Annotated in this window: 20 protein-coding genes; 9 read left to right on the top strand and 11 right to left on the bottom strand. The window is 41.2% G+C overall.

The window, feature by feature from the left end:
- Nucleotides 1–5: 5 nt before the first annotated feature.
- Nucleotides 6–1,277: a serine--tRNA ligase gene (serS, locus tag ACPPVU_RS02780; protein WP_426670170.1), complete on the bottom strand. Its 1,272-nt coding sequence runs from the start codon at nt 1,275–1,277 to the stop codon at nt 6–8.
- A 144-nt stretch (nt 1,278–1,421) separates the two neighbouring features.
- Between serS and rsmI the strand changes: the two genes are divergently transcribed.
- Together rsmI and lnt are read left to right on the top strand one after the other, a co-directional pair.
- Complete coding sequence (gene rsmI, locus ACPPVU_RS02785; RefSeq protein ID WP_426670171.1) at nt 1,422–2,102, top strand: 16S rRNA (cytidine(1402)-2'-O)-methyltransferase; 681 nt, start codon at nt 1,422–1,424, stop codon at nt 2,100–2,102.
- A gap of 132 nt (nt 2,103–2,234) precedes the next feature.
- Nucleotides 2,235–3,887: an apolipoprotein N-acyltransferase gene (lnt, locus tag ACPPVU_RS02790; protein WP_426670172.1), complete on the top strand. Its 1,653-nt coding sequence runs from the start codon at nt 2,235–2,237 to the stop codon at nt 3,885–3,887.
- A 44-nt stretch (nt 3,888–3,931) separates the two neighbouring features.
- Here the strand turns inward: lnt and ACPPVU_RS02795 are convergent, their stop codons facing one another.
- Together ACPPVU_RS02795 and ACPPVU_RS02800 are read right to left on the bottom strand one after the other, a co-directional pair.
- The gene (locus ACPPVU_RS02795) at nt 3,932–4,786 is read right to left on the bottom strand and encodes an N-acetylglucosamine kinase (RefSeq protein WP_426670173.1); all 855 of its coding nucleotides are present in this window, start codon (nt 4,784–4,786) and stop codon (nt 3,932–3,934) included.
- Entirely contained in the window at nt 4,783–5,163 is a 381-nt protein-coding gene (locus ACPPVU_RS02800; protein WP_426670174.1) for a response regulator, read from the bottom strand. Before ACPPVU_RS02800 ends, ACPPVU_RS02795 begins: the two co-directional genes overlap by 4 nt.
- Before the next feature lie 183 nt (nt 5,164–5,346).
- On the opposite strand from ACPPVU_RS02800, the gene ACPPVU_RS02805 reads away from it, so the two are divergent.
- Together ACPPVU_RS02805 and ACPPVU_RS02810 are read left to right on the top strand one after the other, a co-directional pair.
- Nucleotides 5,347–7,098 carry a M61 family metallopeptidase gene (locus ACPPVU_RS02805; protein ID WP_426670175.1) on the top strand — a complete coding sequence of 584 codons (1,752 nt, stop codon included), beginning with the start codon at nt 5,347–5,349 and terminating at the stop codon, nt 7,096–7,098.
- A 165-nt stretch (nt 7,099–7,263) separates the two neighbouring features.
- On the top strand, nt 7,264–9,789 hold the full coding sequence (locus tag ACPPVU_RS02810) for an ATP-binding protein (protein ID WP_426670176.1): 2,526 nt from the start codon (nt 7,264–7,266) through the stop codon (nt 9,787–9,789).
- Nucleotides 9,790–9,799: 10 nt separating this feature from the next.
- Here the strand turns inward: ACPPVU_RS02810 and ACPPVU_RS02815 are convergent, their stop codons facing one another.
- Together ACPPVU_RS02815 and ACPPVU_RS02820 are read right to left on the bottom strand one after the other, a co-directional pair.
- A complete protein-coding gene (locus tag ACPPVU_RS02815) occupies nt 9,800–11,131 on the bottom strand; it encodes a sigma-54-dependent transcriptional regulator (RefSeq protein ID WP_426670177.1) in 1,332 nt (443 codons plus the stop codon).
- Nucleotides 11,132–11,281: 150 nt separating this feature from the next.
- Nucleotides 11,282–11,431 carry a hypothetical protein gene (locus ACPPVU_RS02820; protein ID WP_426670178.1) on the bottom strand — a complete coding sequence of 50 codons (150 nt, stop codon included), beginning with the start codon at nt 11,429–11,431 and terminating at the stop codon, nt 11,282–11,284.
- Between the two features lie 300 nt (nt 11,432–11,731).
- Here ACPPVU_RS02820 and ACPPVU_RS02825 point away from each other — a divergent pair, with 300 nt between their 5' ends.
- Complete coding sequence (locus tag ACPPVU_RS02825; protein WP_426670179.1) at nt 11,732–11,887, top strand: lmo0937 family membrane protein; 156 nt, start codon at nt 11,732–11,734, stop codon at nt 11,885–11,887.
- Nucleotides 11,888–12,045: 158 nt separating this feature from the next.
- On the opposite strand, the gene ACPPVU_RS02830 is transcribed toward ACPPVU_RS02825, so the two are convergent.
- The 5 genes from ACPPVU_RS02830 to ACPPVU_RS02850 form a co-directional block, all read right to left on the bottom strand.
- Nucleotides 12,046–12,597: a ferritin-like domain-containing protein gene (locus ACPPVU_RS02830; RefSeq protein ID WP_426670180.1), complete on the bottom strand. Its 552-nt coding sequence runs from the start codon at nt 12,595–12,597 to the stop codon at nt 12,046–12,048.
- Nucleotides 12,598–12,691: 94 nt separating this feature from the next.
- The gene (gene ligD, locus ACPPVU_RS02835; protein ID WP_426670181.1) at nt 12,692–15,193 is read right to left on the bottom strand and encodes a DNA ligase D; all 2,502 of its coding nucleotides are present in this window, start codon (nt 15,191–15,193) and stop codon (nt 12,692–12,694) included.
- Nucleotide 15,194: 1 nt separating this feature from the next.
- Nucleotides 15,195–15,965, bottom strand: a complete 771-nt coding sequence (locus tag ACPPVU_RS02840) for a Ku protein (protein WP_426670182.1) — start codon at nt 15,963–15,965, stop codon at nt 15,195–15,197.
- Between the two features lie 105 nt (nt 15,966–16,070).
- On the bottom strand, nt 16,071–17,501 hold the full coding sequence (locus tag ACPPVU_RS02845) for a glycosyl hydrolase 53 family protein (protein ID WP_426670183.1): 1,431 nt from the start codon (nt 17,499–17,501) through the stop codon (nt 16,071–16,073).
- Nucleotides 17,502–17,791: 290 nt separating this feature from the next.
- On the bottom strand, nt 17,792–19,117 hold the full coding sequence (locus ACPPVU_RS02850; protein ID WP_426670184.1) for an APC family permease: 1,326 nt from the start codon (nt 19,115–19,117) through the stop codon (nt 17,792–17,794).
- A 93-nt stretch (nt 19,118–19,210) separates the two neighbouring features.
- Here ACPPVU_RS02850 and ACPPVU_RS02855 point away from each other — a divergent pair, with 93 nt between their 5' ends.
- Both ACPPVU_RS02855 and glgP read left to right on the top strand, forming a co-directional pair.
- A complete protein-coding gene (locus ACPPVU_RS02855; protein ID WP_426670185.1) occupies nt 19,211–21,004 on the top strand; it encodes a glycoside hydrolase family 9 protein in 1,794 nt (597 codons plus the stop codon).
- A gap of 40 nt (nt 21,005–21,044) precedes the next feature.
- Nucleotides 21,045–22,697, top strand: coding sequence for an alpha-glucan family phosphorylase (gene glgP / locus ACPPVU_RS02860; RefSeq protein ID WP_426670186.1), 1,653 nt, complete (start codon nt 21,045–21,047; stop codon nt 22,695–22,697).
- Between the two features lie 248 nt (nt 22,698–22,945).
- On the opposite strand, the gene ACPPVU_RS02865 is transcribed toward glgP, so the two are convergent.
- Nucleotides 22,946–23,209, bottom strand: a complete 264-nt coding sequence (locus tag ACPPVU_RS02865; RefSeq protein ID WP_426670187.1) for a hypothetical protein — start codon at nt 23,207–23,209, stop codon at nt 22,946–22,948.
- A gap of 130 nt (nt 23,210–23,339) precedes the next feature.
- Between ACPPVU_RS02865 and acpS the strand changes: the two genes are divergently transcribed.
- Both acpS and ACPPVU_RS02875 read left to right on the top strand, forming a co-directional pair.
- On the top strand, nt 23,340–23,714 hold the full coding sequence (gene acpS, locus ACPPVU_RS02870) for a holo-ACP synthase (RefSeq protein ID WP_426670188.1): 375 nt from the start codon (nt 23,340–23,342) through the stop codon (nt 23,712–23,714).
- Nucleotides 23,714–25,006 carry a phenylacetate--CoA ligase family protein gene (locus ACPPVU_RS02875; RefSeq protein WP_426670189.1) on the top strand — a complete coding sequence of 431 codons (1,293 nt, stop codon included), beginning with the start codon at nt 23,714–23,716 and terminating at the stop codon, nt 25,004–25,006. The genes acpS and ACPPVU_RS02875 overlap by 1 nt, the downstream gene beginning before the upstream one ends.
- The last annotated feature ends 233 nt before the right edge of the window (nt 25,007–25,239 follow it).

Below are 25,239 nucleotides of genomic sequence, written 5' to 3' on the forward strand. Positions count from 1 at the left end.
CCTCATCAGTCAATCCACTCAAACCTGGTATAAGGCACCAGCACTTCGGGTATTTTAATTCCTTTTTCAGTCTGATTATTTTCTAACAGCGTTGCTACAATGCGCGGTAAAGCCAACGCGCTGCCATTTAATGTATGCGCCAGTTGAGTTTTACCTTCGGCATTGCGGAAACGTAATTTTAAACGATTGCTCTGGAAGGTTTCAAAATTTGATACAGAAGAAACTTCGAGCCAGCGTTGTTGCGCAGCGCTCCAGGTTTCCATATCATAAGTTAAAGCTGATCCAAAACCCATATCGCCACCACAAAGACGTAATACCCGATAAGGCAAACCCAGTTTTTGCAATAGACCTTGTACATGGGCACTCATCTGCTCCAATATTACATAAGATTCGTCGGGATGTGCCACTTGCACGATCTCTACCTTATCAAACTGGTGCAAACGGTTCAGCCCGCGTACATGAGCGCCATAAGAGCCAGCCTCGCGACGGAAACACGGCGTGTGCCCGCAATTTTTCATCGGCAAATCACTTTCCTTCAATATCACATCGCGGTACATATTGGTAATAGGCACCTCTGCAGTTGGTATCAGGTATAAATTATCAAGGCCAACAAAATACATTTGTCCTTCTTTATCCGGTAATTGAGATGTTCCGTAGCCGGAAGCCTCATTAACCATTAGTGGAACACTTACTTCGCTGTATCCTGCCTTCTCGGCCTCATCAATAAAATAATTGATCAGTGCTCTTTGCAGCTTGGCTCCTTTGTTTTTATAAACTGGGAAACCCGCACCGGTTATTTTCACGCCCAATTCAAAATCGATCAGGTTATATTTAGCAGCAAGTTCCCAATGAGGTAAAGCATCGGCGGGCAGGTTCGGTTTAGCACCATTTTCAAGCACCACTTCGTTTTCCTCTGGTGTTAATCCTTTCGGCACAGATGAGTGCGGCAAATTAGGCAGCAATACCAGTTTTTGCTGCAGATCACTCTCAATCGCAGTTAATGCTTCGCCCAAAGATTTTATTTCTTCTTTCCAGGCGCCGGTTTTTGCTTTTATAACCTCTGCTTCGTCCTTTTTACCGGCACGCATGAATTCGCCCACCTGTTTTGCAGCAGCATTAGCTTCGGCCGATACATTGTCCAAACGGTTTTGGGTTTGACGGCGGTCATTATCTAATTGAATTACCTTATCAACCAATTCGGGCTGTTTAAAATTTTTTACAGCCAAACGTTCTAAAACCTTTTCCCTGTTATCGCGGATATAACTAACTTGCAGCATTATTGTATTTTTTGAGCAAAGATATAAATAAGTCGATAGTCAATAGACCATAGTCCATAGTAATTTGAACTTGGCAACGGCTCTTTTAAACTATGATTTAGAAACTATGGTCTATCGTCCATGGACCATGGACAAAATTAAACTATGAACCAAACCGGTAAACTCTACTTAGTACCAACCCCCATCGGCAACCTGGAAGATATGACCTTCAGGGCGATACGCGTTTTAAAAGAGGCTGATCTGGTGCTTGCCGAGGATACACGTACATCGGCACCTTTGCTTAAGCATTTTGGTATCGAGAAAAAAGTGTTCGCTCATCATCAGCATAATGAGCATCAGTCATCAGGTGAGATCGTGAGGTTTTTAAAAGAAGGTAAGAACATCGCGCTCATATCAGATGCTGGTACACCTGCGATATCCGATCCTGGCTTTTACCTGGTACGCGAGGCATTGAAACATGATATTGAGGTAGAATGTCTGCCGGGCGCTACAGCTTTTGTTCCGGCACTGGTTAATTCAGGCTTCCCTACTGACCGCTTTTGTTTTGAGGGTTTTTTGCCATTAAAAAAAGGACGACATACCCGCTATAAACAATTGGCCGAAGAAGAACGTACAATTATACTATATGAATCGCCGCATCGCTTTTTAAAAACATTGGACGAAATGGCTACTTATTTCGGCAGTGAAAGGCAGGTTTCCGTTTCGCGCGAGCTGACCAAAATGTTCGAAGAAACCGTGCGGGGAACGGTTGCTGAAGTAAAACTTTATTTTGAAACCCACCCGGTGAAGGGGGAATTTGTGATATGTGTGGCAGGAAAAAACTAATACAAAAAAACCGTAAAACCGTGTCATTGCGAGGAGGAACGACGAAGCAATCTCCACTATGCAGATCGAATATGAAAGGTTCGCGATTGCTTCGTTCCTCGCAATGACATGGTGAAAAATGATATCTATTAAATGAAAAAAAACATTTTCTTATCCATCCTTTCAGGCCTATTATTATGGATTGCGTGGCCGCCAACACCTTATAGCACTTTTTTACTGTTTGTCGGCTTTGTGCCGATGCTGCTGGCGATAGAAAATATCATACAGTCGGCTTTGCCAAAAAAGGGGAAGAAAATATTTGGCATTACTTTTTTGGGATTTTTTATCTGGAACACCTTATCTGTTTACTGGGTTTATAATTCCATAAAAACCATAGGGGCAGTTGTAGCTGTGCCTATTTCTTTAATTCCATATTCGCTGGGGCCATTGCTCATGTCCACTGCTTGCTGGCTATATTATCGTCTAAGATTAGTTACCGGATGCGGACAAGCGCTGGCTGGCTTAGTTTGCTTCTGGCTAGGTTATGAATATTTGCATCAAACCTGGGCACTTAATTTCCCCTGGATGACGTTGGGTAACGGATTTGCCGTAAGCCACAAATGGATACAATGGTATGAATATACCGGGGTTTATGGAGGCACCATATGGGTGTGGATAATAAACATCCTGGCATTTTTAATTTATGTTGGATTAAGTAAGCCGAAAGCACCCAAAGAAAGAGTTGGTCTGATACTGGCTGTAGGCTTAATAGTGGCATTGCCAATTGCTTTTTCTCTGTATCGTTATCACACTTACAAAGAGCAGGAAAATCCATCCGACATCGTAGTAGCACAGCCCAATATTGATCCTTATGAGAAAGAAGGTGGCATACCTACGTCTCACCAGATCGACATATTAACCCATCTGTCAGATTCATTGGCCCAGAAGAACACTGAATTTTTTATATGGCCTGAGACAGCTATTTCTGATCCCCATGACCTGAACGAAGACCTGGTGCGCAGCAGCCCATATTTTTTGCAGATACAGCAGTTTCTGAATAAATACAAGAATGGTAACGTGCTAACCGGTTCAGAAGACGTTAAATTCTACAACTCCAGGAAAACGAGTACAGCAAAATCGTTTGATCCGCAAGGCAATGAGTATTATGATGTTTTTAATGCGGCTGTTAATATTGAAAACTCTGCCGAGGTGCAATTCTATCATAAATCAAAATTGGTACCAGGTGTGGAATCGATGCCATTTGGTGATGCCCTATCCTTCTTAAAACCCGTGTTTGAACACTTAGGCGGTGCAACCGGCGATTATGCTGGTCAGGATGAACCGGGCGTATTTTATTCGCAAAGCGGAATAGGCGTTGCGCCTGCAATTTGCTATGAATCTATTTATGGCGAATGGATAGCTGATGCGGTACATAAGGGTGCGCAATTTATAGCTATCATCACCAATGATGGCTGGTGGGAAAATACATCGGGGAAAGACCAGCACCTGGATTACGCCAAGCTCCGTGCTATCGAGACACGACGCTGGGTATGCCGTTCGGCAAATACCGGTATCTCAGCCTTTATTAACCAGCGTGGTGATATAGTGAAACAAACCCAATGGTGGACACGCACCGCCATCAAGCAGGATATCAACCTGAACTCTGATCTTACCTTTTATGTACTGCATGGTGATTATCTGCCAAAAACAGGTAGTTTATTAGCCATTGCAGGTATATTTTGGATCCTAATTGCAAAAGTGAGGTATCGTGGCAGAAAGTCTAAAGTCGTTAGTTCTAAGTCTTAAGTCGAATATCTCAGACTCCTGACTTAAGACTTCGGACTTAAAACTTAGGCATCCCTGCTTACAATAAACTGCATCAGGTCATAGATCGGCTGGCGGATTATTTTACCTACGTGCACCTCATTTTCTTCGCATACGGCTTTCAATTCATCTGCAAAAACGTAAGCTATTGAGCCTACAAAATGGCATTTGTAACGGTGGCATTGCTGGGGATAGGATTTAATATCGCTATTAATAAACTCCTGAAAACCTTTTTTTAATAAATTTTGTACGTATTCCGTCTGCCTTATTGAATTCAAAAATTTGGCAAAAGATGCCAGGTATGAATTTGCCCGGGGCTGCCGGTAAACATTGTTGATTACAGTCTCCTTATTTAATGCATACTTTTCGTTAAACAAGGCATGTATATCAGCAGGCATATTGCCATATAAAAAGTCGGTGATCAGCGCCTTCCCAAACCAGGTGCCCGAACCTTCATCACCTAATACATACCCCAATCCATGTTTACTCGAATGTACCTCTTCGCCATCAAAAAAAGATATGTTTGACCCTGTGCCTAATACGCAACAAAGGCCTTTTTCATGGCCGCAGGTAGCATAAGCGCTGCCTAAAAGATCACTATCAATGCTGATATATGCTTTAGGGAATAACTGACTAAGGGCATTTGAAACGATCTCGTGCCTGTCGGGACTGGAGCAACCTGCACCAAAGAAATATATTTCTGTGATCTCTGCAGTATGTGCTACCAGGTCGGCCCCCTGGTCCTGCAGTATTTTTACCATTTCCTTTTCTGTCAGGAAATATGGATTAAGGCCGCCTGTTTTAAATTGTAATGGCTCCTGCTCGGGTACAGCAAGCAACCAGTCTGTTTTGGATGAACCGCTATCTGCAACCAGGATCATGTACAAATATCGTCAAGTATTTTTTGGGTGATCGGCTTATGTATAAATTGGGTGATGTACTTATTATTGCTCGATTTTTTTATATCAGTAGGGTCAAGAGAAGAAGACAGCATGAATATTTTTATCGCTTTTTTTCCATCAATTTCCAGTTTATCATATTCCTGCAAAAACTCAAACCCGCCCATTACAGGCATACGGATATCTAAAAATATGACATCAGGTTTGACCGATCCGGAACGCAAAGAATCTATAGCCTCTGCAGCTGATTGGCTGACAATTACTTTTTCGGCAAAGTTGCCGCCTTCTAAGATTCTGCGTGTGACAAAATTATCTATGTAATTATCGTCTATCAGCAAACAAGTTTTATAATTTGACATTCACACCAAAAATAGCTTTTATAAGAATAAAAAAGAACGGGTTTGATTTTTTATTTTATATATATCTATATGATACTGACTTGCTTCAACAAGATAGTTACAATGCGATGTGTACTTTTTTTATAAATTGCCCTTATGAAATTATCACATTTAGCAGCACTTTTTTCTTTAATATTGCTCGGTATGAACACTACTAACAGCGAAGCAGCCGGAAATACCCAGATTTCTTATACAGTAACATTCCCCGAGGCACAGGCACATTACGCGGATATTGAAATGAATATATCCGGATTAAAACAAAATGTCCTGGATCTTAAAATGCCTGTATGGACACCGGGTTCATACCTGGTAAGGGAGTTTTCTAAAAACGTTGAGTCTTTTAGCGCTGAAGCTAGTGGTAAACCGCTCGACTATAAAAAAACGCGTAAAAATATCTGGCAGATACAAACTATCAATGTATCAGCAATAAAGATAAAATACAGGGTTTATGCTTTTGAACTCTCTGTGAGGACTAGTTATATTGATGTTAATCATGCGTTCCTGTCAAATTCGGGTATATTTATGTACCCCGCGGATATGCTTCATCATCCTTCAACAATTCATATTATCCCTTATAAAGGCTGGGCAAAAGTTTCTACCAGTTTAGAAATGGTTAATGGCGATCCTTTTACAGTGTATTCGCCGGATTATGATATTTTGTTTGATTCGCCAATAGAAGTGGGTAACCAGGATGTATTTGGATTTGATGTTGGTGGTGTAAAATACGAGGTGGCTATGTGCGGAGGCGGTAACTATGATAAAGAGCGCCTGAGCAAGGATATACCTAAGATTGTTGAGCATGAGGTCGCTATCTACGGCGAAAACCCTAATAAACACTATGTATTTATTGTACACAATACCTCAAAAGGGGGTGGCGGGCTTGAGCATTTGAGTTCGACTGTACTTGGTGCGGCTCGCGATAGTTATAACACAGATAAAGGTTACCAGGGCTTTTTGAGTTTGGTTGCACATGAGCATTTTCACTTGTGGAACGTAAAGCGCCTGCGGCCAATCGCTTTAGGGCCGTTTGACTATGATAATGAAAACTACACAACCGATCTGTGGATAGCAGAAGGTTTTACAGCTTATTACCAGGACATTATTGTTCGCCGTACTAATCTTTATCCTCCTGATAATTACCTGGGAGTTTTGGCTGCCGATATCAATTATGTAGCCAATCAGCCCGGTAACAAAGTACAAACATTAGCGGAGGCCAGCTATGATGCCTGGGTAAAATATTATCGCCCTAATGAGAACTCTGTAAACACCAATATTTCCTATTACAATAAGGGCTCTATTATGGCCTTGATGTTCGACCTGGAGATTATCAATGATACCAAAGGGAAATACTCGCTGGATGATGTGATGAAATACATGTATGACACCTATTACAAAACCCAAAAACGTGGTTACACCGACCTGGAATTTAAGCAGGGGCTTGAAAAATTCAGTGGCGAAAACCTGGATGAGTTTTATAAAAAATACATCTATGGATTAGATGATATCGATTACGATAAATACCTTGGTTATGCGGGCTATCATTTAAACGATGAATTTGCGGGAAACAATGATCCTAATCTGGGTGTTATAACCACTACTAAAGACGGGAAGATAACAGTATCCAATGTACTGCGCGGTACAGCAGCATGGATAGATGGCATCAACGTGAATGATGAAATAACTGCCGTAGATAATAATAAAGTAACCGATATGGCTACCGTTTTGAATGGTAAAAAACCAGGCGACCGGATAACTGTTTCTGTAGTAAGGGATGGTTTGCCACTAAACTTACCGGTTACTTTGCTTAAAAAGACCCAGGTAAAATATAAGATAGATAGCTTAGCAAACCCTACCCCACAACAACTGGTGGTAAGGAAAAAATGGCTGAGCCTATGATAATTGATTAATTAACCAGAAACTAATAATTCTTTATTTAAACAAAACGATCAATATTATACTTTTAGATAACAAATGAAGTTTATTAAATACCCCATGTGAGGCTTGATAGGTTTTTGACGGAGCGACTATTAAGGAAATACTTAATGCTTTGACTTGGATAAAATGGGAAAAATCAGTTTTATTCGTTCTATTAAAGGGAAAATATTAATTGCATCAATACTTGCATGCTTTGCGCTATTTATGGCCTGGCAAACCAGTAAGGATGCATTCAAAGCTGTTCTTAATTCTTTCGACAATATTTCTGCTCCGAATAATAAGCTGAGGCTGGTTAATGAGATTTCTCACCGGGTAACCCGTCTTGACCAGATGCAGAAGGCACTACTTTTAAAAAAACCGTCTAAATATTATGGCTTTTTTATAGAAACGAAAAAGCTGAGCCTGAAAATAGATACCTTAAAAAAGCTTTATGCAGGCAGGCCCAACCAGATTAAACGGCTCAATACTTTAAAAAGGCTGTTGCAGGACCGCGATAGACTTTATATAGGCTATTTAAATGTCAGATTAGGTCTCGTCAACAATAAATCGTTTTCATCCCAGGTGAATCTATTGAGTGATATGGTTAATAAAAGCGCCAGTCAAACCGATAGCCTGGTTACTACAACCGAAAAGAAAACATCCACGACTACTTTTTTCCCTCCTGCCCAGGTTTCTGAATCTGAAAAGGAGCAGCACCGTGGCTTTTTTAGCAAACTGTTTGGCAAGAAGAAACTTGAAAATAATGAGGCCAAAGTAAACATGCCTTACCAGGTAGTTGATTCGGAGTTAAAGGTAAAAAAAGACACAATTGCTATTGCCATGCGTGATAGCTTGCTAAAAGGGGTAGGGCAAACCATTCAATATATCCAAAAAGCTCAGGAAACAAAAAGTGAGCTGTTTATACGCCGCGAAGCCATGCTAAACAAGGCAAGCGCCAGGGTTGTGGGCCAAATTTTGATTATTCTGAAAAAGGTTGAGGATGAAGCGATAGCCCAAACAAGCGCCAATAATATGATGGCCAAACAAGTTGTAAGAAGCAGTATTGAACGGATCAGCTTGATCATGATGCTGTTTTTTACGTTGACCGTTGTGCTGGTTTATTTTATTTTAAGAGATATTTCGCGTACTAATAAATACAGGAAAGAAATTGAGGATGCTAAAGACGAAGCGGAATACCACAGCCTTGCAAAACAACGTTTCCTGTCGAATATGAGCCACGAGATCAGAACGCCGTTGCAATCTATTATCGGCTATGCGGAAATAGTTAAACACCAACCATATCCCCGGAAAGAAGATTTGGAGGCGATTTATAATTCGTCTAACCACTTATTGCAGATCGTGAATGAGGTGCTTGATTATAACCGGATCATCTCAGGGAAGTTTACGTTTGCTAATGAGGTTTTCAATATGCAAAGTTTGCTTGATGAGGTGATATCGGTAATGCGTTTGCAGGCAGCCAGGAAGAAAATTATTTTAAAGACAAACTACGATAAATCCATTTCGGCTTTTTTAATGGGTGATCCTTTCCGGTTAAAACAGGCGTTGTATAATTTATTGGGTAATGCTATCAAATTTACCCATGTCGGTGAAGTAGAACTGAACGTGAGTGGCAAAGAAAAAGCCGGACAAATATTTTTTGAATTTGCAATAACAGACACCGGCGTTGGTCTTTCTGAAAATGATATTGGCAGAATATTTAACGAGTTTGAGCAAGCGGGTGATGAAAACCAGGCTAAAAAAGGGACAGGACTTGGTCTGGCTATTTCCAAACAGATCATTGAAAACCAGGGCGGCAGTATTTCAGTAAAGAGTGAGTTAGGCAAGGGTAGCTGTTTTACTTTTGAACTTCCATTTACTATAACCGAAAAGCCTGTTGACATAATTGGCGAACAAAATATTATGATTGAAGAATCAAGCCTATTTAAGGTTTGGGTAGTGGATGACGATCCTTTCATATTAGACCTTTGTGCCCGTTTGTTTGAGCAGAATAAAATTGAATACCGTTGCTTTAACTCACCATTTGAAATTTTAAATACAGTATGGGACAACGATGTAAAATGTTTGCTTATCGATATCAGAATGCCCGAAATGGGCGGTATAGAACTTTGCCGTTTATTACGTAAGAAGATGCCTGTACAAACCCAGGTGTATGCACTGACCGCGCAAGTTATGCCCGAAGAGCACCAACATGTTCTAAAAGGAGGTTTTAACGGGATACTGACCAAGCCGTTTAAGGAAAATGATTTGATTGCCCTCGTAAAAAAACATGGATGTGTTTCGCCATCTGTTACTGAAAAACCAGTATTGGATATCAAGGCAATAGAAAAAATGACTTTTGGCGATCCGGCTCTTGTAGCCAGTATACTGATGCGTTTTTCTGGAGACAGTTTAAACGATATTGATGAATTATATGCAAAGATCAATGAACATAATGCGGAGGGTGTATTACTACTAATTCACAGGATTGCAGGCCGTACAGCACAGGCCGGCGGGCGTGAACTTGCAGAACGGTTCAGGCTTGCCGAGATCGAATTGGGGAAAGACATGGAACTTACGCAGGAAAGAATAAAACACATTTTATGGCTCGCTAACCAATTAAACGATCTGGCTATAGCAACAAGTAATTATAGTAATAAAGAAACAACTGCTTAGTCTGCACTTGCTACTGGTCAAGGCCATAGCGTTCCATTTTGCTGTACAATGTTTTCCGGTCGATGTTAAGCAATTTCGCCGCTTTTGATTTATTGTAGTTTACGTCTTGCAGGGTTTTTTGTATCAGTTTTTTCTCGTTCACTTCGTTCTGCGCCTTCAGATCGGTTTCTTTGATTGTAGTAAGGCCATTATTTATGGAGAACAACATTTCATCTGGCAAGGTATCAGCCTCAGCCACATCACAGTGCGTTAACAGCACCATTCGTTTAATCACATTCTTAAGCTCCCGCAAATTACCCGGCCAATCATATCGGTGCAGTATGTCATTGGCTTCAGAAGAAATACGGATTACTTTACGGCCCAATTCGGTGTTTGCCAGCTGAACAAAATGCTTTATAAAAATATCGATATCGCTGTCTCTTTGCCTTAACGGCGATAATTGTATCTTAAATTCGTTGATGCGGTGATAGAGATCCTGGCGAAAACCATCGTTGCTCACGCCATTGATGAGATCATCGTTAGTTGCAGTAATAATCCGGACATTGACAGGTATCTGCTTGTTGCTACCTACGGGTTGTATCACTTTTTCTTGCAGAGCACGCAATAACTTTACCTGTACATCATAACTAAGATTACCCACTTCATCCAAAAATAAAGTACCACCTTCGGCATATTCAAATACGCCTTTTTTATCGGCAATTGCACCCGTGAACGCACCCTTAACGTGGCCAAATAGTTCACTTGCTGCCAATTCTTTTGATAATGCGCCGCAATCAATGGCAACAAATGATTTGAGAGACCTTTTACTTTGACTGTGTATCATCCGGGCTACATATTCTTTACCGGTTCCGCTTTCCCCCTGTATGAGTACTGACATATCTGTAGGGGCAATCAGGCCAATATGTTCATGAAGTTTGTCTGAATTCGGACTACTGCCTTTAATAAATTCCGGAGTGCCTGTTTGTGCCACAGGATCGGGCGTTTTATTATTAAGGGCGGTACCCATGATCATCAATAGCTCGTCCGGATTAACAGGCTTTGTAATGTAATCAAAGGCTCCTAACCGCACAGCTTTTACCGCAGTTCGCACATCATTGAAGCTGGTCATCATAATGGCAGGGACGAGCGTGCCTTTTTCTCTGTTATAAGTTAATACATCCAACCCCGTACCATCCGGTAAGCGATAGTCGAGTAACAAGAGATCAAACGTGCTTTGTTCTAAAAACTTAAGACCAGTTTTAACATTTGAAGCAGCGGTAATTTCATGCCCGTTTTTCTGCAAAAAGTTTTGCAGCATTTGTGAGAAGGTCAGATCGTCTTCAACGAGCAATATTTTCGCCATGTATTTGGATTATACCCCATACAAAAATACAAAGAGTCGCCCCATATATAAAATGAAGCGACATCTTTGTTTTTAGTTAAATTAAAAAGAAAGCGAATTAATTGAGATTAGTATAGTTGATTTGGGGAAATACTTTCTTTTAACTTTCAATTAACGACGATCCGGTTTTTTTGTAGTGTCTTTTTTAGTTGTTTCTTTTTTCTTTTTAGTAGTATCCTGTTGCAATCCTGTATTAGCTGACGCTACAAAAGTTCCGAAGGTGAAGGCTGATAACATCAGCACTGTTACTAATTTTTTCATAGTTATTTTATTTTTAGATTAATTGTGATATCCATCTGCATAACTGTGCCAAAAAAAGAAAAAACAGCTTTTTATATATAAAATCAAGGGGTTTTTAAAAAATGAGATCAATAAAATTGTGGACTTATTCCGCAGTGTGTAGAGAAAAGCAACAGATATTTATACCCTGTATTTTTTTATGTAAACCGCTCTTTTAAAACAGAAGTTACTTTTTATTTATAATGAATTTTTTAAAACATTTTGCTTATTCACAGGCTTATATATATGAAAAACATATTATAAACTTTAAAATCATCTACCATGAATTCACTATTGTATATCGTTGCGGTTATCCTCGTTATCGGATGGGCGCTTGGCGTATTTGTCTACTCGGCAGCAGGGCTGATACACGTGTTGTTAGTTATTGCCATAATCGCCATTATTCTGGGACTGATCAGAAGGCCAACGGCCATGTAAACATAAAATTCTGACCAATAAAAAAGCCGCTTTAAGCGGCTTTTTTATTGGTCTTTCTGTAAAGCTCCATCAACATTCGGATTAACTTATCAAAGCTATTATTTCAACACATAAAAAAAGCCGCCTAATGGCAGCTTTTTCAATAGAAGAAATTACACTTATTTTCTTTCGTTTTTTGCACCTTGATTAATACTGCTTTCGGCAATCTGTGTTAGCATAGTATCGGCATTTTTTTCTTCCTGTAAAGTAGCATCAAGCAATTCGGCTGCTTCATCATAACCTAAAACGCCGGCGAGCGTTTTTAATGTGCCGTAAGAGGCGATCTCATAATGTTCAATCTTTTGTCCTGCTGAGATAATACCGGCATCACGCGTAATACTCCCTTTTTCTGTATCCGCAACTATTTCATCACCTTCTTTTATCAGTCCGGCCATTGCTTCGCATTTTTTTGCCACGGCTTTTTCTCCGATTGAATCAAAAGCCCGTTCGAGGCGGGTGACATGATTTTCTGTTTCGGTAAGATGGTTCTGAATTGCTGTACGCAATTCGTCGCTTGTGGCTGCTTTCGCCATTTTAGGCAATGCCGTTGTTAAATGTTTTTCGGCCCAATAAATGTCTTTTAATTCATCGATGAATAATTCATTCAATGCGGATTCATGCACACCAGTGGCCATTTCTGATGAACGTGTTGCTGTTTTTGTAGTTGCCATAATGTGGATTTTTTTAATGTTTGTTTGTCTTATAAACTACATGCAGGCTTGGCTTAAGTTTTATTTATTTGAAAATAAATAAATTAAAAATCAATTATATTAACTTTAGTAATTCAAGGGCCTTTTTCAGATCAGCCTTATTTTTAGTGAGATCCTTCCAGGGATCATCAATCTTTTTTACCCGTTCCAACATATTATGGATGGTATAATTTGATAATTTCAGATCATTATTAACTTCACTCCAATGCAGGGGTGCTGATACGGTTGCACCTGGTTTCGGCCTGACAGAATATGGGCAGGCGATGGTTTGCCCTCTGCGGTTTTGCAGGAAATCGATGTACGTTTTGTTTGGCCTTTTTGCCGGACTACGTTCCACACTGGTAATATTGGGCAATTCATCATGGATCAGTTTCGCAATGTACTCTGCGAACATTTTAGTGAAATCGTAATCATATTGAGCACCGACATAACAATAAATATGCAACCCCTTTGAGCCCGAAGTTTTGATAAATACGTCCAGTTTCATGCGATCAAAAACTTCCTTTGTTTTTAAGGCGACTTCCACTGCCTCATTAAACGGCACATCATGGGGATCAATGTCGATAACCACAAAATCCGGGTTATCCGGTTTCTTGTATGAACTTAGCCAGGGATTGATCTCAATACAACCGAGATTAGCAAGATATAGCAAAGTCGCTTCATCCTTCCCGATAATATAATTGATGTTCTTGTCATTACTTTCCGAATAAAGCGGCTCGCTTTTTATCCATTCCGGCAAATGTTCTACATCGGTATCCTTCTGGAAAAAGCCGGGATCTTCTATCCCATTCGGCTGCCTGCGCATACTAATGGCTTTGTCTTTTATATATGGCACTATTGAGTCAGCCATGTCCCGGTAATAATGAATCAGATCACCTTTGGTGATGCCTTCATCCTTCCAAAAAACTTTGTTCAGATGGGTGACTTTAAGTTTGGCCTTACCCATCTCTATGAGTTCTTCATCAGCCAATTGCTTATCAGGTGTTTCCATAACTACTTTTTCTTTGTCCTTATCTATCCGCAAACCTTTATATACAGGCTGTCGCAAATGCCCGTCGCCGGTCCATTCGGCAAACCAAACCTCGCAGACCAGTTCGGGTTTTATCCAGGTTACTTTTGTGCGCTGGTGCACTTTTTTCTCAAAAGGCTTTTTATCAGTTTCAAGCGGATGCATTTTGATATAAAGGTCTTTGATCAGCGCATCATTAAACCCGGTTCCGCAATTACCAATATATCTTATTTTATTGCCATCATTAATGCCCAATATCAGCGCACCGAAATGTTTTCTTGATCCAGTCGGTGCTGTGTAACCGCAAATGATAGCCTCCTGTGAATTTTGCAATTTAAATTTCAGCCACCTGTCCGATCGTTTCCCGCTGTTGTAATAACTATTGGCATCCTTTCCGATAATGCCTTCCCAAGCTTCTTTCTTTGCTTTCTGAAAGAGTTCGGTTCCCTTCCCCGCGATATGATCGTTATAAATGATCCTCTTACTATTTAAGGATGTAATGAGCATTTTTAAAAGCTCTTTTCTTTTGTACAGCTCAAGTCCGCGAAGGTCATGACCGCTAAGATTGAGCAGGTCAAAAACATAATATTTTAACGTTTGTCCGTTGGTATCGCCATCGTAATTCTGTATATGCTGAAACCGGCTTTTGCCAGTTTTGTCCTCTATCACCAACTCACCATCCAGTATAGCATCTTCCTCGATTACCTTTAACTCGTCGAGAATAGCCTTATACTTATGACTGAAATCAATACCATTCCTCGAGATTAACCTTGCTTTTTTACCTGTATAACCTATAGCGCGATAGCCATCTAATTTTTTCTCGTAAATCCAGCCGGGTTTATCAAATATCTTAGCTTCCAGTTTGGCCATCATTGGGGTATAAGCTCTGTCGCCGTCAGAGTTGTTTTCTACTTCGTCGTTTATATCAGGACTTTTTCTTCCAGACTGAGTTTTCTTTACCCGAGGAAGCCGGCTTGCTTTGCCGCTTTTATTATTGAGCATTTCTTTTATTTCATCCGGCACCTGCTCTTCACTGTTGTAAGGTTCATGTACAGCGAATTCATCATTATGCTTGATTAACAGCCAGGAGTTGTCTTCGGCACTGTTCAGTTTTACCAAAGCAAATTCGCCCTTCAGTTTTTCACCGTTCAATTTAAATTTCAGATTGCCGGATTTTAAACCCGTCCGCAAATTTTTTATATCATCAGTACGCTCATCAGCCAAAGAAGTATAAGTGCCATTGTCCCATATCAATACCACACCTGCACCATAATTCCCATTTGGGATGATGCCTTCAAAATGCTGGTAGTCTATCGGGTGATCTTCTACCATCATAGCCAGTCGCTTATCGTTCGGATTCATAGAGGGTCCTTTGGGCACTGCCCAACTTTTGAGTGTCCCGTCTAACTCCAGCCTGAAATCATAATGCAGGTGTGAGGCATGATGTCGTTGCACCACAAAATTTAACTTTTTACCGGTGCTTTTCCCTCCTTTTGGCTCAGTGGTTTTATCAAAGAGCCGTTTTTTAACATACTCCTTTAAACTCATCTCAGGCTCCCTTCCTTGTGTTGAGACTTTGCATCAATTGTTCGTACAGATCATCGCCGCTAGTTTTATGCGGTTTTAATTTCTTAATAGTTGGACGCTTGCCTTTGGCCTTAGCATGGATGATCTTCAGCAATTCTTCATGATAATCGTCATGGAATTTAGATACATCAAAAGCCTCTTCGTATTGCTTTATCAACGCAAGGCCAACTTCCAGCTCTTTTTTGCTTACGGTAACATCGTCATCAATATTCAGGTCATCCATACCGCGTATCTCATTTGCAAACCGGATGCGTGTAACCACCAGGGCATGCTCTAAGGGGTGTACAATACAAAGGTTTTCATTGTTGCGCAAAACAAATCTTGCCAGTCCAACCTTTCCTGATTTTTTCAGAACTTGTTGTAAAAGCGCGTAAGCCTTATTGTTTTTTGTATCCGGTTCGGTGTAATAGGAGGTTTCATAAAACATGGGGTTTACCTCCGAGATATTTACAAAGCTTTCTATCTCGATAACTTTACTTTTTTCGGGTGCGGCATCTTCAAAATCACGTTCCTCTAATATCACATAATCATCGTCCAGCTTGTAGCCTTTTACAATTTTATCATAGGGAACTTCCTTATGCGTGTGTTCGTTCACACGCATGTAGCGTATGCGCGAATGATCGCGGCTGTCCAGCATATCCAGGTCGAGCGAGGAAGTTTGTACTGCGGAGTACAATTTGATGGGAATGCTTACCAGTCCAAACCCTATTGAACCTTTCCAGATAGATCTCATAGTCAGCGTAGTTGATTGTAACTACTATAACCATGAAAATGAATAAAGGGTTTTAATAGAAAGTAAAGTTTTGAGGCGCAAAGCTTTGCGCCTCAAAACTTGTTACTATTTAACGTTATACTTCTTAGCTATCTCCGGATATATATTCATGTACTGATTAGCTTTACCATCGCGGTCAAATATCCCTTCCCAGGTACTCAAAGGCTCCCAGATAAATGAGCCTACTGCTTTGCCATTTGGGACATTAAAGGCAACATCATTTACCTCACGTTTTAGCTGTGAGTATTCGGCTACCATTACCTGTTGTGGGTAGCGATTGGCAAGGTCGGCCATGTTATTTTTCAAGTCTTCAATAGTGCCATGCCATTTTGGATAATAGGATAAACCGATCACATCAAAAGGCACATTGCGCGCTTTCATATTATCCAGGAAAAAACGCGCCTCGGCATTTTGCCCGCCTAAAGCAATATGCAGCATGATGATGGTTGACGGACTCACTTCCTTTACCCCGGTAATGCCAGAATAGATCAGTTGCGACAAGCTATCCAAATTACTGATCGCGCCATCGGGCCAGATCATCCCGTGATTGATCTCGTTACCTACTTGCACCATATCCGGCGTGGTGCCCTGATCTTTTAACTCCTGCAGCACTTTCACGGTATAGTCGTGAACTGACTGTTTAAGTGCCGTAAAATCTTCGCCAACCCAGGCGGCAGGTTTATTTTGCTGTTGTGGATCGGCCCAGTAATCGCTGTAATGGAAATCAAGCAAAAATTTCATTCCGGCAGCTTTGATGCGTTTTGCCATTTGCTTGGTATGCTCCAGATCGCAGAAACCTTTATTTGGCGAATATCCCTTTGGATTAGCCGGGGCATTAAATATGCGCAGGCGGATATAGTTAAACCCATGATCCTTCATGATCTGTATTGCATCGCCGGGAGTACCATTATCAGAAAATTTCATTCCACGATTTTCCAGTTCAGGCAGGAAAGAAATATCGGCACCCAATACCTTATCTCCTGCTTTTTTGGGAATGTATTTAGCGTTAGTAACTGCATGTGGTTTTCCCGGCTGTACAGTATGTATCTCTGTTGATCCCGGCCACAGGCTATCGGCTTTTGCCTCAAACTTGATATGGCCCAGGGTTTTGCCTGCAACCATGGTCACCCAAAGCAAACCGTTTTTAAATTGAGTCTGAGCGGTAGTATCACCAATTTTTGCGTCGGCATTGGTTTTATCGCCATATTGGATACGGGTAATATGCGCATCGCCTTTTATAGAAAATCTGACAGGGTTTGAGGCATCAGTCATTATCTCACCCACACCATCTATCACGGCAACTTTTATAGAAACCTCGTCTTTACCATTAGCTATCATGGTGGTTTTATAAGGGGTGACCTGAACCTCAAATGCTTTACCTGCCACACCACGCCTGCGACCCTGTGCATTGACTGATGAAACAACGAGAAGTAATAGAGATGCAGTAAACAGGCTGCTGAACAACCGCTTGATAGAGGTAGAAAAATGCTTTGTCATGGTTATTTAAATTGGTATTCTAAAGGTAGATATTAAAGTGTATGATTGACAATTATTAATCAATAAAATCCCCTTTCATAACCAATTTTTTACAAAGCGGGTTTGACTTATAAATGAAATTCTTCCCTCTTTCCGCCAAAGGCGAAGAGAGGGTGATCGATCCGCCTTTGGCGGAATGATCGGGTGAGTTGACTCTGCGACATACCAGTTAACTCACCCTGTCATCGCTATGCTCGACATCCCTCTCTACTGCAAGCAGTAAAGAGGGAGATTTTAATGAAATAAATTTGCTATCCAACTTTTGCGGTAGGTCTTGTCCATTTGATTATCCACCAGGCTATTTCGGCCGTGAGTAGGGCACAAACTGCAAAGACCGCAGGCATTATCCCCTTACCTGCTGATGAAAGTGCCCCGGTTAGTGCTATGAAATAAACAACTAGTGGCAGCAGCGCCATAATAACAAGACCTGCAATATTCAATGGTATTTTGAATGGACGTAAGGTATCCGGTTCTTTCATCCGCAGGCGTATCAATGAAATGTATTCCAAAAACAATCCTGCGCCATACACCGTAACATCAATAATCAGTAGATCGGCAAAGGTCCATAGCACCATCAGACTCACTACAATGGAGCAAATAATAATAGAGATATAAGGCGTATTAAATTTTGAATGTTCTTTGTTCAGCCATTTAGGTAACAGACCATCATCAGCCATTACTTTTGGTACCCGTGATACAGATAGCAATACTGCCGCATAAATACCCAACGTGCTGGCCATGCCACCTGCAGCGATCAATATCCCCAACCATTGGCCACCAATCAGTATGCCTAAGGCGGGGAAACCTTTATCGGTTAATACAGCAAAATCAATATGCGATTGCTGTGCTATCAATATGGTGAAAAAGTAAACTACCAAGACCAGCACAAAAGCAACAAAAATAGATATCAAATAAGAGCGCACAGGCTTTTCAACTTCTTCGGCGTAGGTTGTCACATTATCCCAACCCAGGCAGTTCCACATTACCGTATATAAAGCCATGCCCATTGACGGGAAAGAAATCCCTTTTAATGTTGGTGACGGAATTGATAATGCACCGGTATGATGATAGAAAAACACAATGATCAATACGAAAAATGGGGTTAGCACAGCAACACTTAATAGTAATGATACCTTACCGACAGGTACGATCCCTAAAATATTTAACCCGGCCGATAACCAGATAATTAACAGGCATACGGGTATTTTATAAGCAGCAAGTTCGGGGAAAAAGAATGAGGCATATTCTACAAAAAGTACCGGGTAAATGGCGAGGTCGACAAAAGTATATAGCCATGTCCACCAGCCTTCATAAAATCCCCAACGAGTACCTAGTACATATTTTACCCACCGATAATATCCGCCTTCTATCGGCATCATACTGTTCAGCTCCAATACGGTGAAAATGGCGGGGACATCCCATACCATAGGTGTGAGCATTAACAACAATAATGCGCCGTGCTGACCTGCGTAAGATAATAAAGGTTCGAGACCGTAAGGCCCGCCGGAAACCGTGAAAAATATGACAGCAACAAGCTGTAAGGGCCTGATCTTTTTTATAGTTGATACAGATGGCATGATATCCGATAAAAATATTGTTTTTGTAGATTATATTTGGATGAAATCATCTATACTGAAAAAAAGATCAGCCTTATTCTTAATTGCAATACTATGAAATACCTAAAATCTTTAATTGCAGGCATACTGCTAACTCTTTCTTTGTCAGTTTTTGCCCAGCCGGTTATCTATATCAACCAGGTGGGTTTTGACAGCCGGGGTCCAAAAATAGCCGTTATAGGCTCTGATGCTCCACTATCTTCCAAGATCACTTTTTCAATAGTCGATATAAATACACATAAAACGGAGTATACGGGTACTCTTAGTACCGCACAAAAAGTAGCGGACTGGTTTCCCGACAAAATTTTTTACCAGGCTGATTTTTCTAAACTGAGCAAAGCAGGCAGTTATAAATTAGAATTTGCTGAAGGAAAGGAATTATTTTCTTCAGATAAATTTACCATTGCCGAAGGTGCATTAGCCAAACTGACGCTGTCTTCTATCATTCATTATTACAATAAGCAAAGAGCCAATTCGCCTGAAGAGTTGGAAGCCGATCAGCACATCAAACTTTATGGAAGCGATAAAACAGTCGATCTGCGCGGTGGGTGGTGCGATGCTTCTGGTGATGTAAGCAAGTACTTTTCGCACCTGGCTTATGCCAATTTTGTGTCGCCGCAACAGATACCCCTGGTTACCTGGTCGATGGAAAGTGTAGACGAACGTATTCCGACCCTGCTTACAAAATGGGGACTGAAAGATTCTCTGGAAAATGAAGCACTTTATGGGGCAGATTTCATCACACGTTCCCTGTCAACTGAGAATTATTTTTACGAAACCATATTCAGCTATTTTAGTAAAGACCCGAATGCCCGCCGTGTGGTAGGTCTTCGCGCCAACAGTGTCACCACTGATGCTTACCAGGCCGCTTTCCGCGAGGGCGGGGGCATGGGTATTGCCGCACTCGCCCGGATATCAAGATGGAAAAAACATGGGGCTTTTACCTCTGAGCAATATTTAGATGGTGCTAAGCGTGCCTTTGCACACCTGCTCGTCAACAATACCAAATATGATGACGATGGAAAGGAAAATATTATTGATGACTATTGCGCCCTAATGGCTGCCACCGAATTATGGATAAGCACCAATGAGCCACTTTACCGGGATGAGGCCCGCAAACGCGCTGATAATTTAGCCAAGCGAATGTCTCCTGAAGGCTATTTTATTGCCAACGATGCTAACCGTCCATTCTGGCATGCAGCAGACGCGGGTATGCCGATCGTCGCGCTTTCGCGATATTTAAAAAAGGAAACCGATCCTGCATTTAGGGATAATGCTTTACAAACCATTAAAAAAGCGCTTGATTATAATTTAAAAGTTACTAATGAAGTAAGCAACCCATTTGGCTATGCACGGCAAGGTTTTTTATATAAAGGCGAGGTGAAAGACGGCTTTTTTATTCCGCATGAAAACGAGACTGGCTGGTGGTGGCAGGGGGAAAATGCCCGATTAGGATCATTGGCAACGGCAGCTATTATTGGTGGTCGATTGGTTTATCCAGATCAAACAGGTTGGGGCGTTAAGGCGCCATTAGCCACTTTTGCATCGCAGCAATTATCGTGGATTTTAGGCTGCAACCCTTATTCCATGTGTTTTATGTATGGGTTCGGTAAAAACAATGTGCCTTATATGCATTCCAGCTTTGGGCATGGCTCACAAAAAGGCGGTATATCAAACGGAATCACTGGTAAAGATGGTAACGGCGATGGTTCAGGCATCGACTTTAAAAAAGAAGCTGCCGGCAACGAATGGCGCTGGACCGAGCAGTGGATACCGCACGCTGCCTGGTTTATGCAGGCGATATCCGAAATGGCTGAGCCATTAAATTTACCGATTAAAAAACAATAACCGTCCTTTCATTATTAATGGTAAGATATATCCCAGTAACATGATATCTAAAGACGAGATTTTCGGCTACCAGCCTAACCCGAAATATAAAAAATCAGTAGCCTACTTCTCGATGGAGTTTGCTATAGACCAGGCACTAAAGATCTATAGCGGCGGTTTGGGCTTTTTAGCCGGATCGCATATGCGCAGCGCTTATGAGCTGAAGCAAAACATTATTGGCATCGGCATGCTCTGGAAAAACGGCTATTACGACCAGTCCCGCGACCTGAACGCCGATATGAAACCTATTTATGTTGAAAAGGACTATTCTTTTTTAGTGGATACAGGCATCATGTTTACTGTACAGGTTCATGATTTTCCGGTATACGTAAAAGCTTATTTATTAAGACCCCAGACTTTCGGATCTGCTCCCATCTTTCTATTAACCACCAACCTGAATGAAAATGATGAGCAATCACGCTCCATTAGCTACCAACTGTATGCTTCGAATGAGGCTACCCGGATTGCACAATCCATTATATTGGGTATCGGCGGCGCAATGTTGTTGGATAAATTAGGATTGGACATTGAAGTTTATCACATGAATGAGGGCCACTCACTGCCGTTGAACTTTTACCTGTATTCAAAATATAAAAGCCTGGAAGAAATCAAAAAAAGAGTGGTATTTACTACGCATACACCGGAAGCTGCCGGGAATGAGGAGCACCGTTTTCCGCTGCTTAAAGAAATGTCCTTCTTCTACCATTTGCAGGATCACGAGGTTAAGCATATTTTGAATATTGAGGGCGATTCGCTTAATTATACAGTTGCAGCTTTAAAATTCGCCAAAAAGGCAAATGGGGTATCTAAGATACACGGAAAAGTAGCGCAGGAAATGTGGAAGGGAAATTCAGGTATTTGCGAGATCATTGCCATCACCAACGCGCAAAATAAAACTTATTGGAAAGATGATCAGCTTGAGAAAGCTTTGGCTGATAATAATGACGATGCCATCATCACCCGCAAAAAGGAAATGAAAAAGCAGCTTTTCAAAGTAGTGGCTGATCAATGCGGAAAGTTATTTAACGAGGATGTATTAACCGTAGTTTGGGCCCGTCGCTTTGCTGCCTATAAACGTGCCGACCTTATGATGCGCGACTGGAACCGCTTTATTAAGCTGATCTCAAATACGGAACGCCCTGTACAGGTAATATGGGCAGGCAAACCTTATCCCGAAGATTATGGGGCGATAGGGCAATTTAACCAGATTATTCGCCGGGCTAAACCTTTGGCTAATTGTGCAGTATTAATAGGCTATGAACTTGCCCTGTCTGCTTTGTTAAAAAAAGGATCAGATGTATGGCTGAATAACCCACGCATGTACCGCGAAGCATCAGGTACCAGCGGCATGGCAGCCGCTATGAACGGCAGCATCAATCTCTCATTACCCGATGGCTGGGTACCCGAATTTGCAAAGGACCAGGAAAATGCTTTTGTTATAGCCCCAGCGGATGATAATCTTTCTTATGATGAAAAAGATAGTAAAGAAGCAGCCGAGCTAATGGATATATTGGAGAATACCATATTGCCGATGTATTATAATGATCAAAAGAAATGGCTTTCCATCCTCAAAACGGCAGCAAAGGATATTGTTCCAACATTTGATTCGGGCAGGATGGCGGATGAGTATTATCAAAAGATGTATTTAGCGTAACACTCTCTTATCTTAAAGAATTAACATGCCCTGTAAGGGCTACCACGTTGTAGAAAAAACAAGATAATAACATTTTTGCCCCGTCAGGGGCTACCCTTGGCGAATTGGGTAGCCCCTAACGGGTCAAAACAATTTTTTATAGAAATTTCTACAAAGCGGTTGCCTCTATGAGGCAATCACGTTATTGAAATATTATTCAAATAAAAAGCCTCCCAATAATTGAGAGGCTTAAATATGTTATATCCTGATTACGGACGCGGTGGCCTTGGTGGCGGCGGCGGTGGTTTTGGCAAACGTATGTGTAGGCCAGTATGCCTGTGATGATGGTGATAGGGATGGTGATGCCTTGCAAAATGCGGACCGGGTGGCCTCCTTGGCGGTGGCGGAGGTGGCGGAGGTTTTATCTGAAAAATCGCAGTTGGTCCGACCAATAACTCAGCACGCGCAGCTTTTGCAAAATTGATGCTTAAGACCGCAAGGCATGTTATGATGCAAATTTTTATAAACTTCATTTTATTCGTTTAATGTAAATACTATACAAATAACTTAAATATAGTTGTAATGTTTAAATAATCCACCATTCATTATATTTAAGCGATGCGCAGCAAGTCCGTTTTTTGTCTTTTTTACTACATTTGAAGCATGACTTCAGGCGTTGGCATTGATATGATAGAGGTGGAGCGTGTGGCCGAAAAAATAAATAAGGAGATTGGTTTCAGGGAAATGGTATTCTCCAAAACAGAAATAGCTTACTGCGAATCAAAAAAAAACAAGTTTGAAAGCTATGCTGCCCGGTTTGCAGCTAAAGAAGCATTTTTTAAAGCACTGGGCACCGGTTGGGCCGAGAATACTCAGTTTAACGAGGTGGAGATCATAACTAACAAAGAGGGCAAACCAGAAGTGCAATTATTAGGTTCTACACTCGAAACTATAAATGCAATGGGGATAAAAAAGATTTTGGTATCATTATCCCATATAAAAACCATCGCATCTGCGGTAGTAATGATAGAAAAATAATGGGGCTTTTAGAACAGCATAAACAACCGGCGGTTAAGGAAACAAAGATGCAGGAAGAAAAATTGCAGGAACTCTTACAATACGTTTCTCAACATTCGCCATTTTATAAAGAACTTTTTGCAAAGCACCAGGTCGACATTTCAGTCATAAAAACATTGACAGACCTGTCTTTGATACCTCCTACCACAAAAGAAGACCTACAGCAACGCAATAATGATTTTTTATGTGTTCCGGCTGAAAAGGTAGTGGAATACACTTCTACCTCGGGAACATTAGGAAGCCCGGTAACAATCGCCCTTACAGAAAACGATTTGAACCGTCTGGCATATAATGAGTACAATTCTTTCTCATGCGCTGATGGTTCTAAAAATGATATTTACCAGTTGATGCTAACACTTGACCGCCAGTTTATGGCCGGAATTGCTTATTACTTGGGCATACGTAAGTTAGGGGCAGGTATTATACGCTTAGGTCCGGGTGTACCTGCACTACAATGGGAGACGATTAAAAGGTTAAAGCCGACAGCCATTGTTGCCGTTCCGTCTTTTATTTTAAAACTGATCGCTTTTGCGAAAGAAGCTGGGATCGATGTCAACCAGACTTCAGTAAAAAAGGCGATTTGCATTGGCGAGAATATCCGCAATACTGATTTCTCCTTAAACATCTTAGGTAAAAAGATCACCGAATCATGGGATATTCATTTGTATTCCACCTACGCCTCCACCGAAATGCAAACCGCATTTACTGAATGTGGTGAAGGCAAAGGCGGCCATTATCAGCCTGAATTAGTCATAGTGGAACTATTGGATGAAAATAATCAGCCCGTAGAACCCTATACCCCCGGCGAAGTAACCATTACGACATTGGGAGTTGAAGGTATGCCTTTACTGCGCTACAAAACCGGTGATATATGCATGTATTTTGATGAACCATGCGCCTGCGGGAGAACAAGTTTGCGCCTGTCATCGATCTTAGGTCGCAAAAAACAAATGATCAAATTCAAGGGGACTACCTTGTATCCACCTGCACTATTTGATCTGCTTAATGAGCGCGAAGAAATTTTGGATTTTGTGGTAGAGGTTTATTCTAATGAGATTGGTCTCGACCAGGTATTGCTTTATGTGTTGCCAATAGAGAATAGTGAAGAATGCGATCACCGTATACGCGCTTATTTACAGGCGCGGTTAAGGGTGAGCCCACACATTAAGTACGTTACAGCCGAGGAAATACAAAAAATACAATTCAGCGAAGCGAGCCGAAAAGCGATTAAGTTTATTGATAAGAGAGCGTAATTCTGGTCCGGAAGTCCGCATAAGTCGGAAAGTCCGAAAGTTGGGTAGTGTCGCGTCAATTAAGAACTGAGGTTTAAGCCCGGAGTCGAAAGTCTGGAGTTCTAAAAAAGAAATGGTTGAAATTCGACTTATGACTCATGACTTACGACTAAAAACCATTGCTTTCTGACTTCCGGTCTTTCCGACTTCCGGTCTTTATATATATTTCATACTTTAGCCAATTAATTTCAAAC

This window comes from Mucilaginibacter sp. McL0603, from assembly GCF_049992945.1.
In the GTDB taxonomy this organism is placed as follows: domain Bacteria; phylum Bacteroidota; class Bacteroidia; order Sphingobacteriales; family Sphingobacteriaceae; genus Mucilaginibacter.

Bases quoted from the DNA above. Each gene is read 5' to 3' on its own strand.
- serS (WP_426670170.1), bottom strand. From the start codon at position 1,277: ATGCTGCAAGTTAGTTATATCCGCGATAACAGGGAAAAGGTTTTAGAA.
- rsmI (WP_426670171.1), top strand. From the start codon at position 1,422: ATGAACCAAACCGGTAAACTCTACTTAGTACCAACCCCCATCGGCAAC.
- lnt (WP_426670172.1), top strand. From the start codon at position 2,235: ATGAAAAAAAACATTTTCTTATCCATCCTTTCAGGCCTATTATTATGG.
- ACPPVU_RS02795 (WP_426670173.1), bottom strand. From the start codon at position 4,786: ATGATCCTGGTTGCAGATAGCGGTTCATCCAAAACAGACTGGTTGCTT.
- ACPPVU_RS02800 (WP_426670174.1), bottom strand. From the start codon at position 5,163: ATGTCAAATTATAAAACTTGTTTGCTGATAGACGATAATTACATAGAT.
- ACPPVU_RS02805 (WP_426670175.1), top strand. From the start codon at position 5,347: ATGAACACTACTAACAGCGAAGCAGCCGGAAATACCCAGATTTCTTAT.
- ACPPVU_RS02810 (WP_426670176.1), top strand. From the start codon at position 7,264: ATGGGAAAAATCAGTTTTATTCGTTCTATTAAAGGGAAAATATTAATT.
- ACPPVU_RS02815 (WP_426670177.1), bottom strand. From the start codon at position 11,131: ATGGCGAAAATATTGCTCGTTGAAGACGATCTGACCTTCTCACAAATG.
- ACPPVU_RS02820 (WP_426670178.1), bottom strand. From the start codon at position 11,431: ATGAAAAAATTAGTAACAGTGCTGATGTTATCAGCCTTCACCTTCGGA.
- ACPPVU_RS02825 (WP_426670179.1), top strand. From the start codon at position 11,732: ATGAATTCACTATTGTATATCGTTGCGGTTATCCTCGTTATCGGATGG.
- ACPPVU_RS02830 (WP_426670180.1), bottom strand. From the start codon at position 12,597: ATGGCAACTACAAAAACAGCAACACGTTCATCAGAAATGGCCACTGGT.
- ligD (WP_426670181.1), bottom strand. From the start codon at position 15,193: ATGAGTTTAAAGGAGTATGTTAAAAAACGGCTCTTTGATAAAACCACT.
- ACPPVU_RS02840 (WP_426670182.1), bottom strand. From the start codon at position 15,965: ATGAGATCTATCTGGAAAGGTTCAATAGGGTTTGGACTGGTAAGCATT.
- ACPPVU_RS02845 (WP_426670183.1), bottom strand. From the start codon at position 17,501: ATGACAAAGCATTTTTCTACCTCTATCAAGCGGTTGTTCAGCAGCCTG.
- ACPPVU_RS02850 (WP_426670184.1), bottom strand. From the start codon at position 19,117: ATGCCATCTGTATCAACTATAAAAAAGATCAGGCCCTTACAGCTTGTT.
- ACPPVU_RS02855 (WP_426670185.1), top strand. From the start codon at position 19,211: ATGAAATACCTAAAATCTTTAATTGCAGGCATACTGCTAACTCTTTCT.
- glgP (WP_426670186.1), top strand. From the start codon at position 21,045: ATGATATCTAAAGACGAGATTTTCGGCTACCAGCCTAACCCGAAATAT.
- ACPPVU_RS02865 (WP_426670187.1), bottom strand. From the start codon at position 23,209: ATGAAGTTTATAAAAATTTGCATCATAACATGCCTTGCGGTCTTAAGC.
- acpS (WP_426670188.1), top strand. From the start codon at position 23,340: ATGACTTCAGGCGTTGGCATTGATATGATAGAGGTGGAGCGTGTGGCC.
- ACPPVU_RS02875 (WP_426670189.1), top strand. From the start codon at position 23,714: ATGGGGCTTTTAGAACAGCATAAACAACCGGCGGTTAAGGAAACAAAG.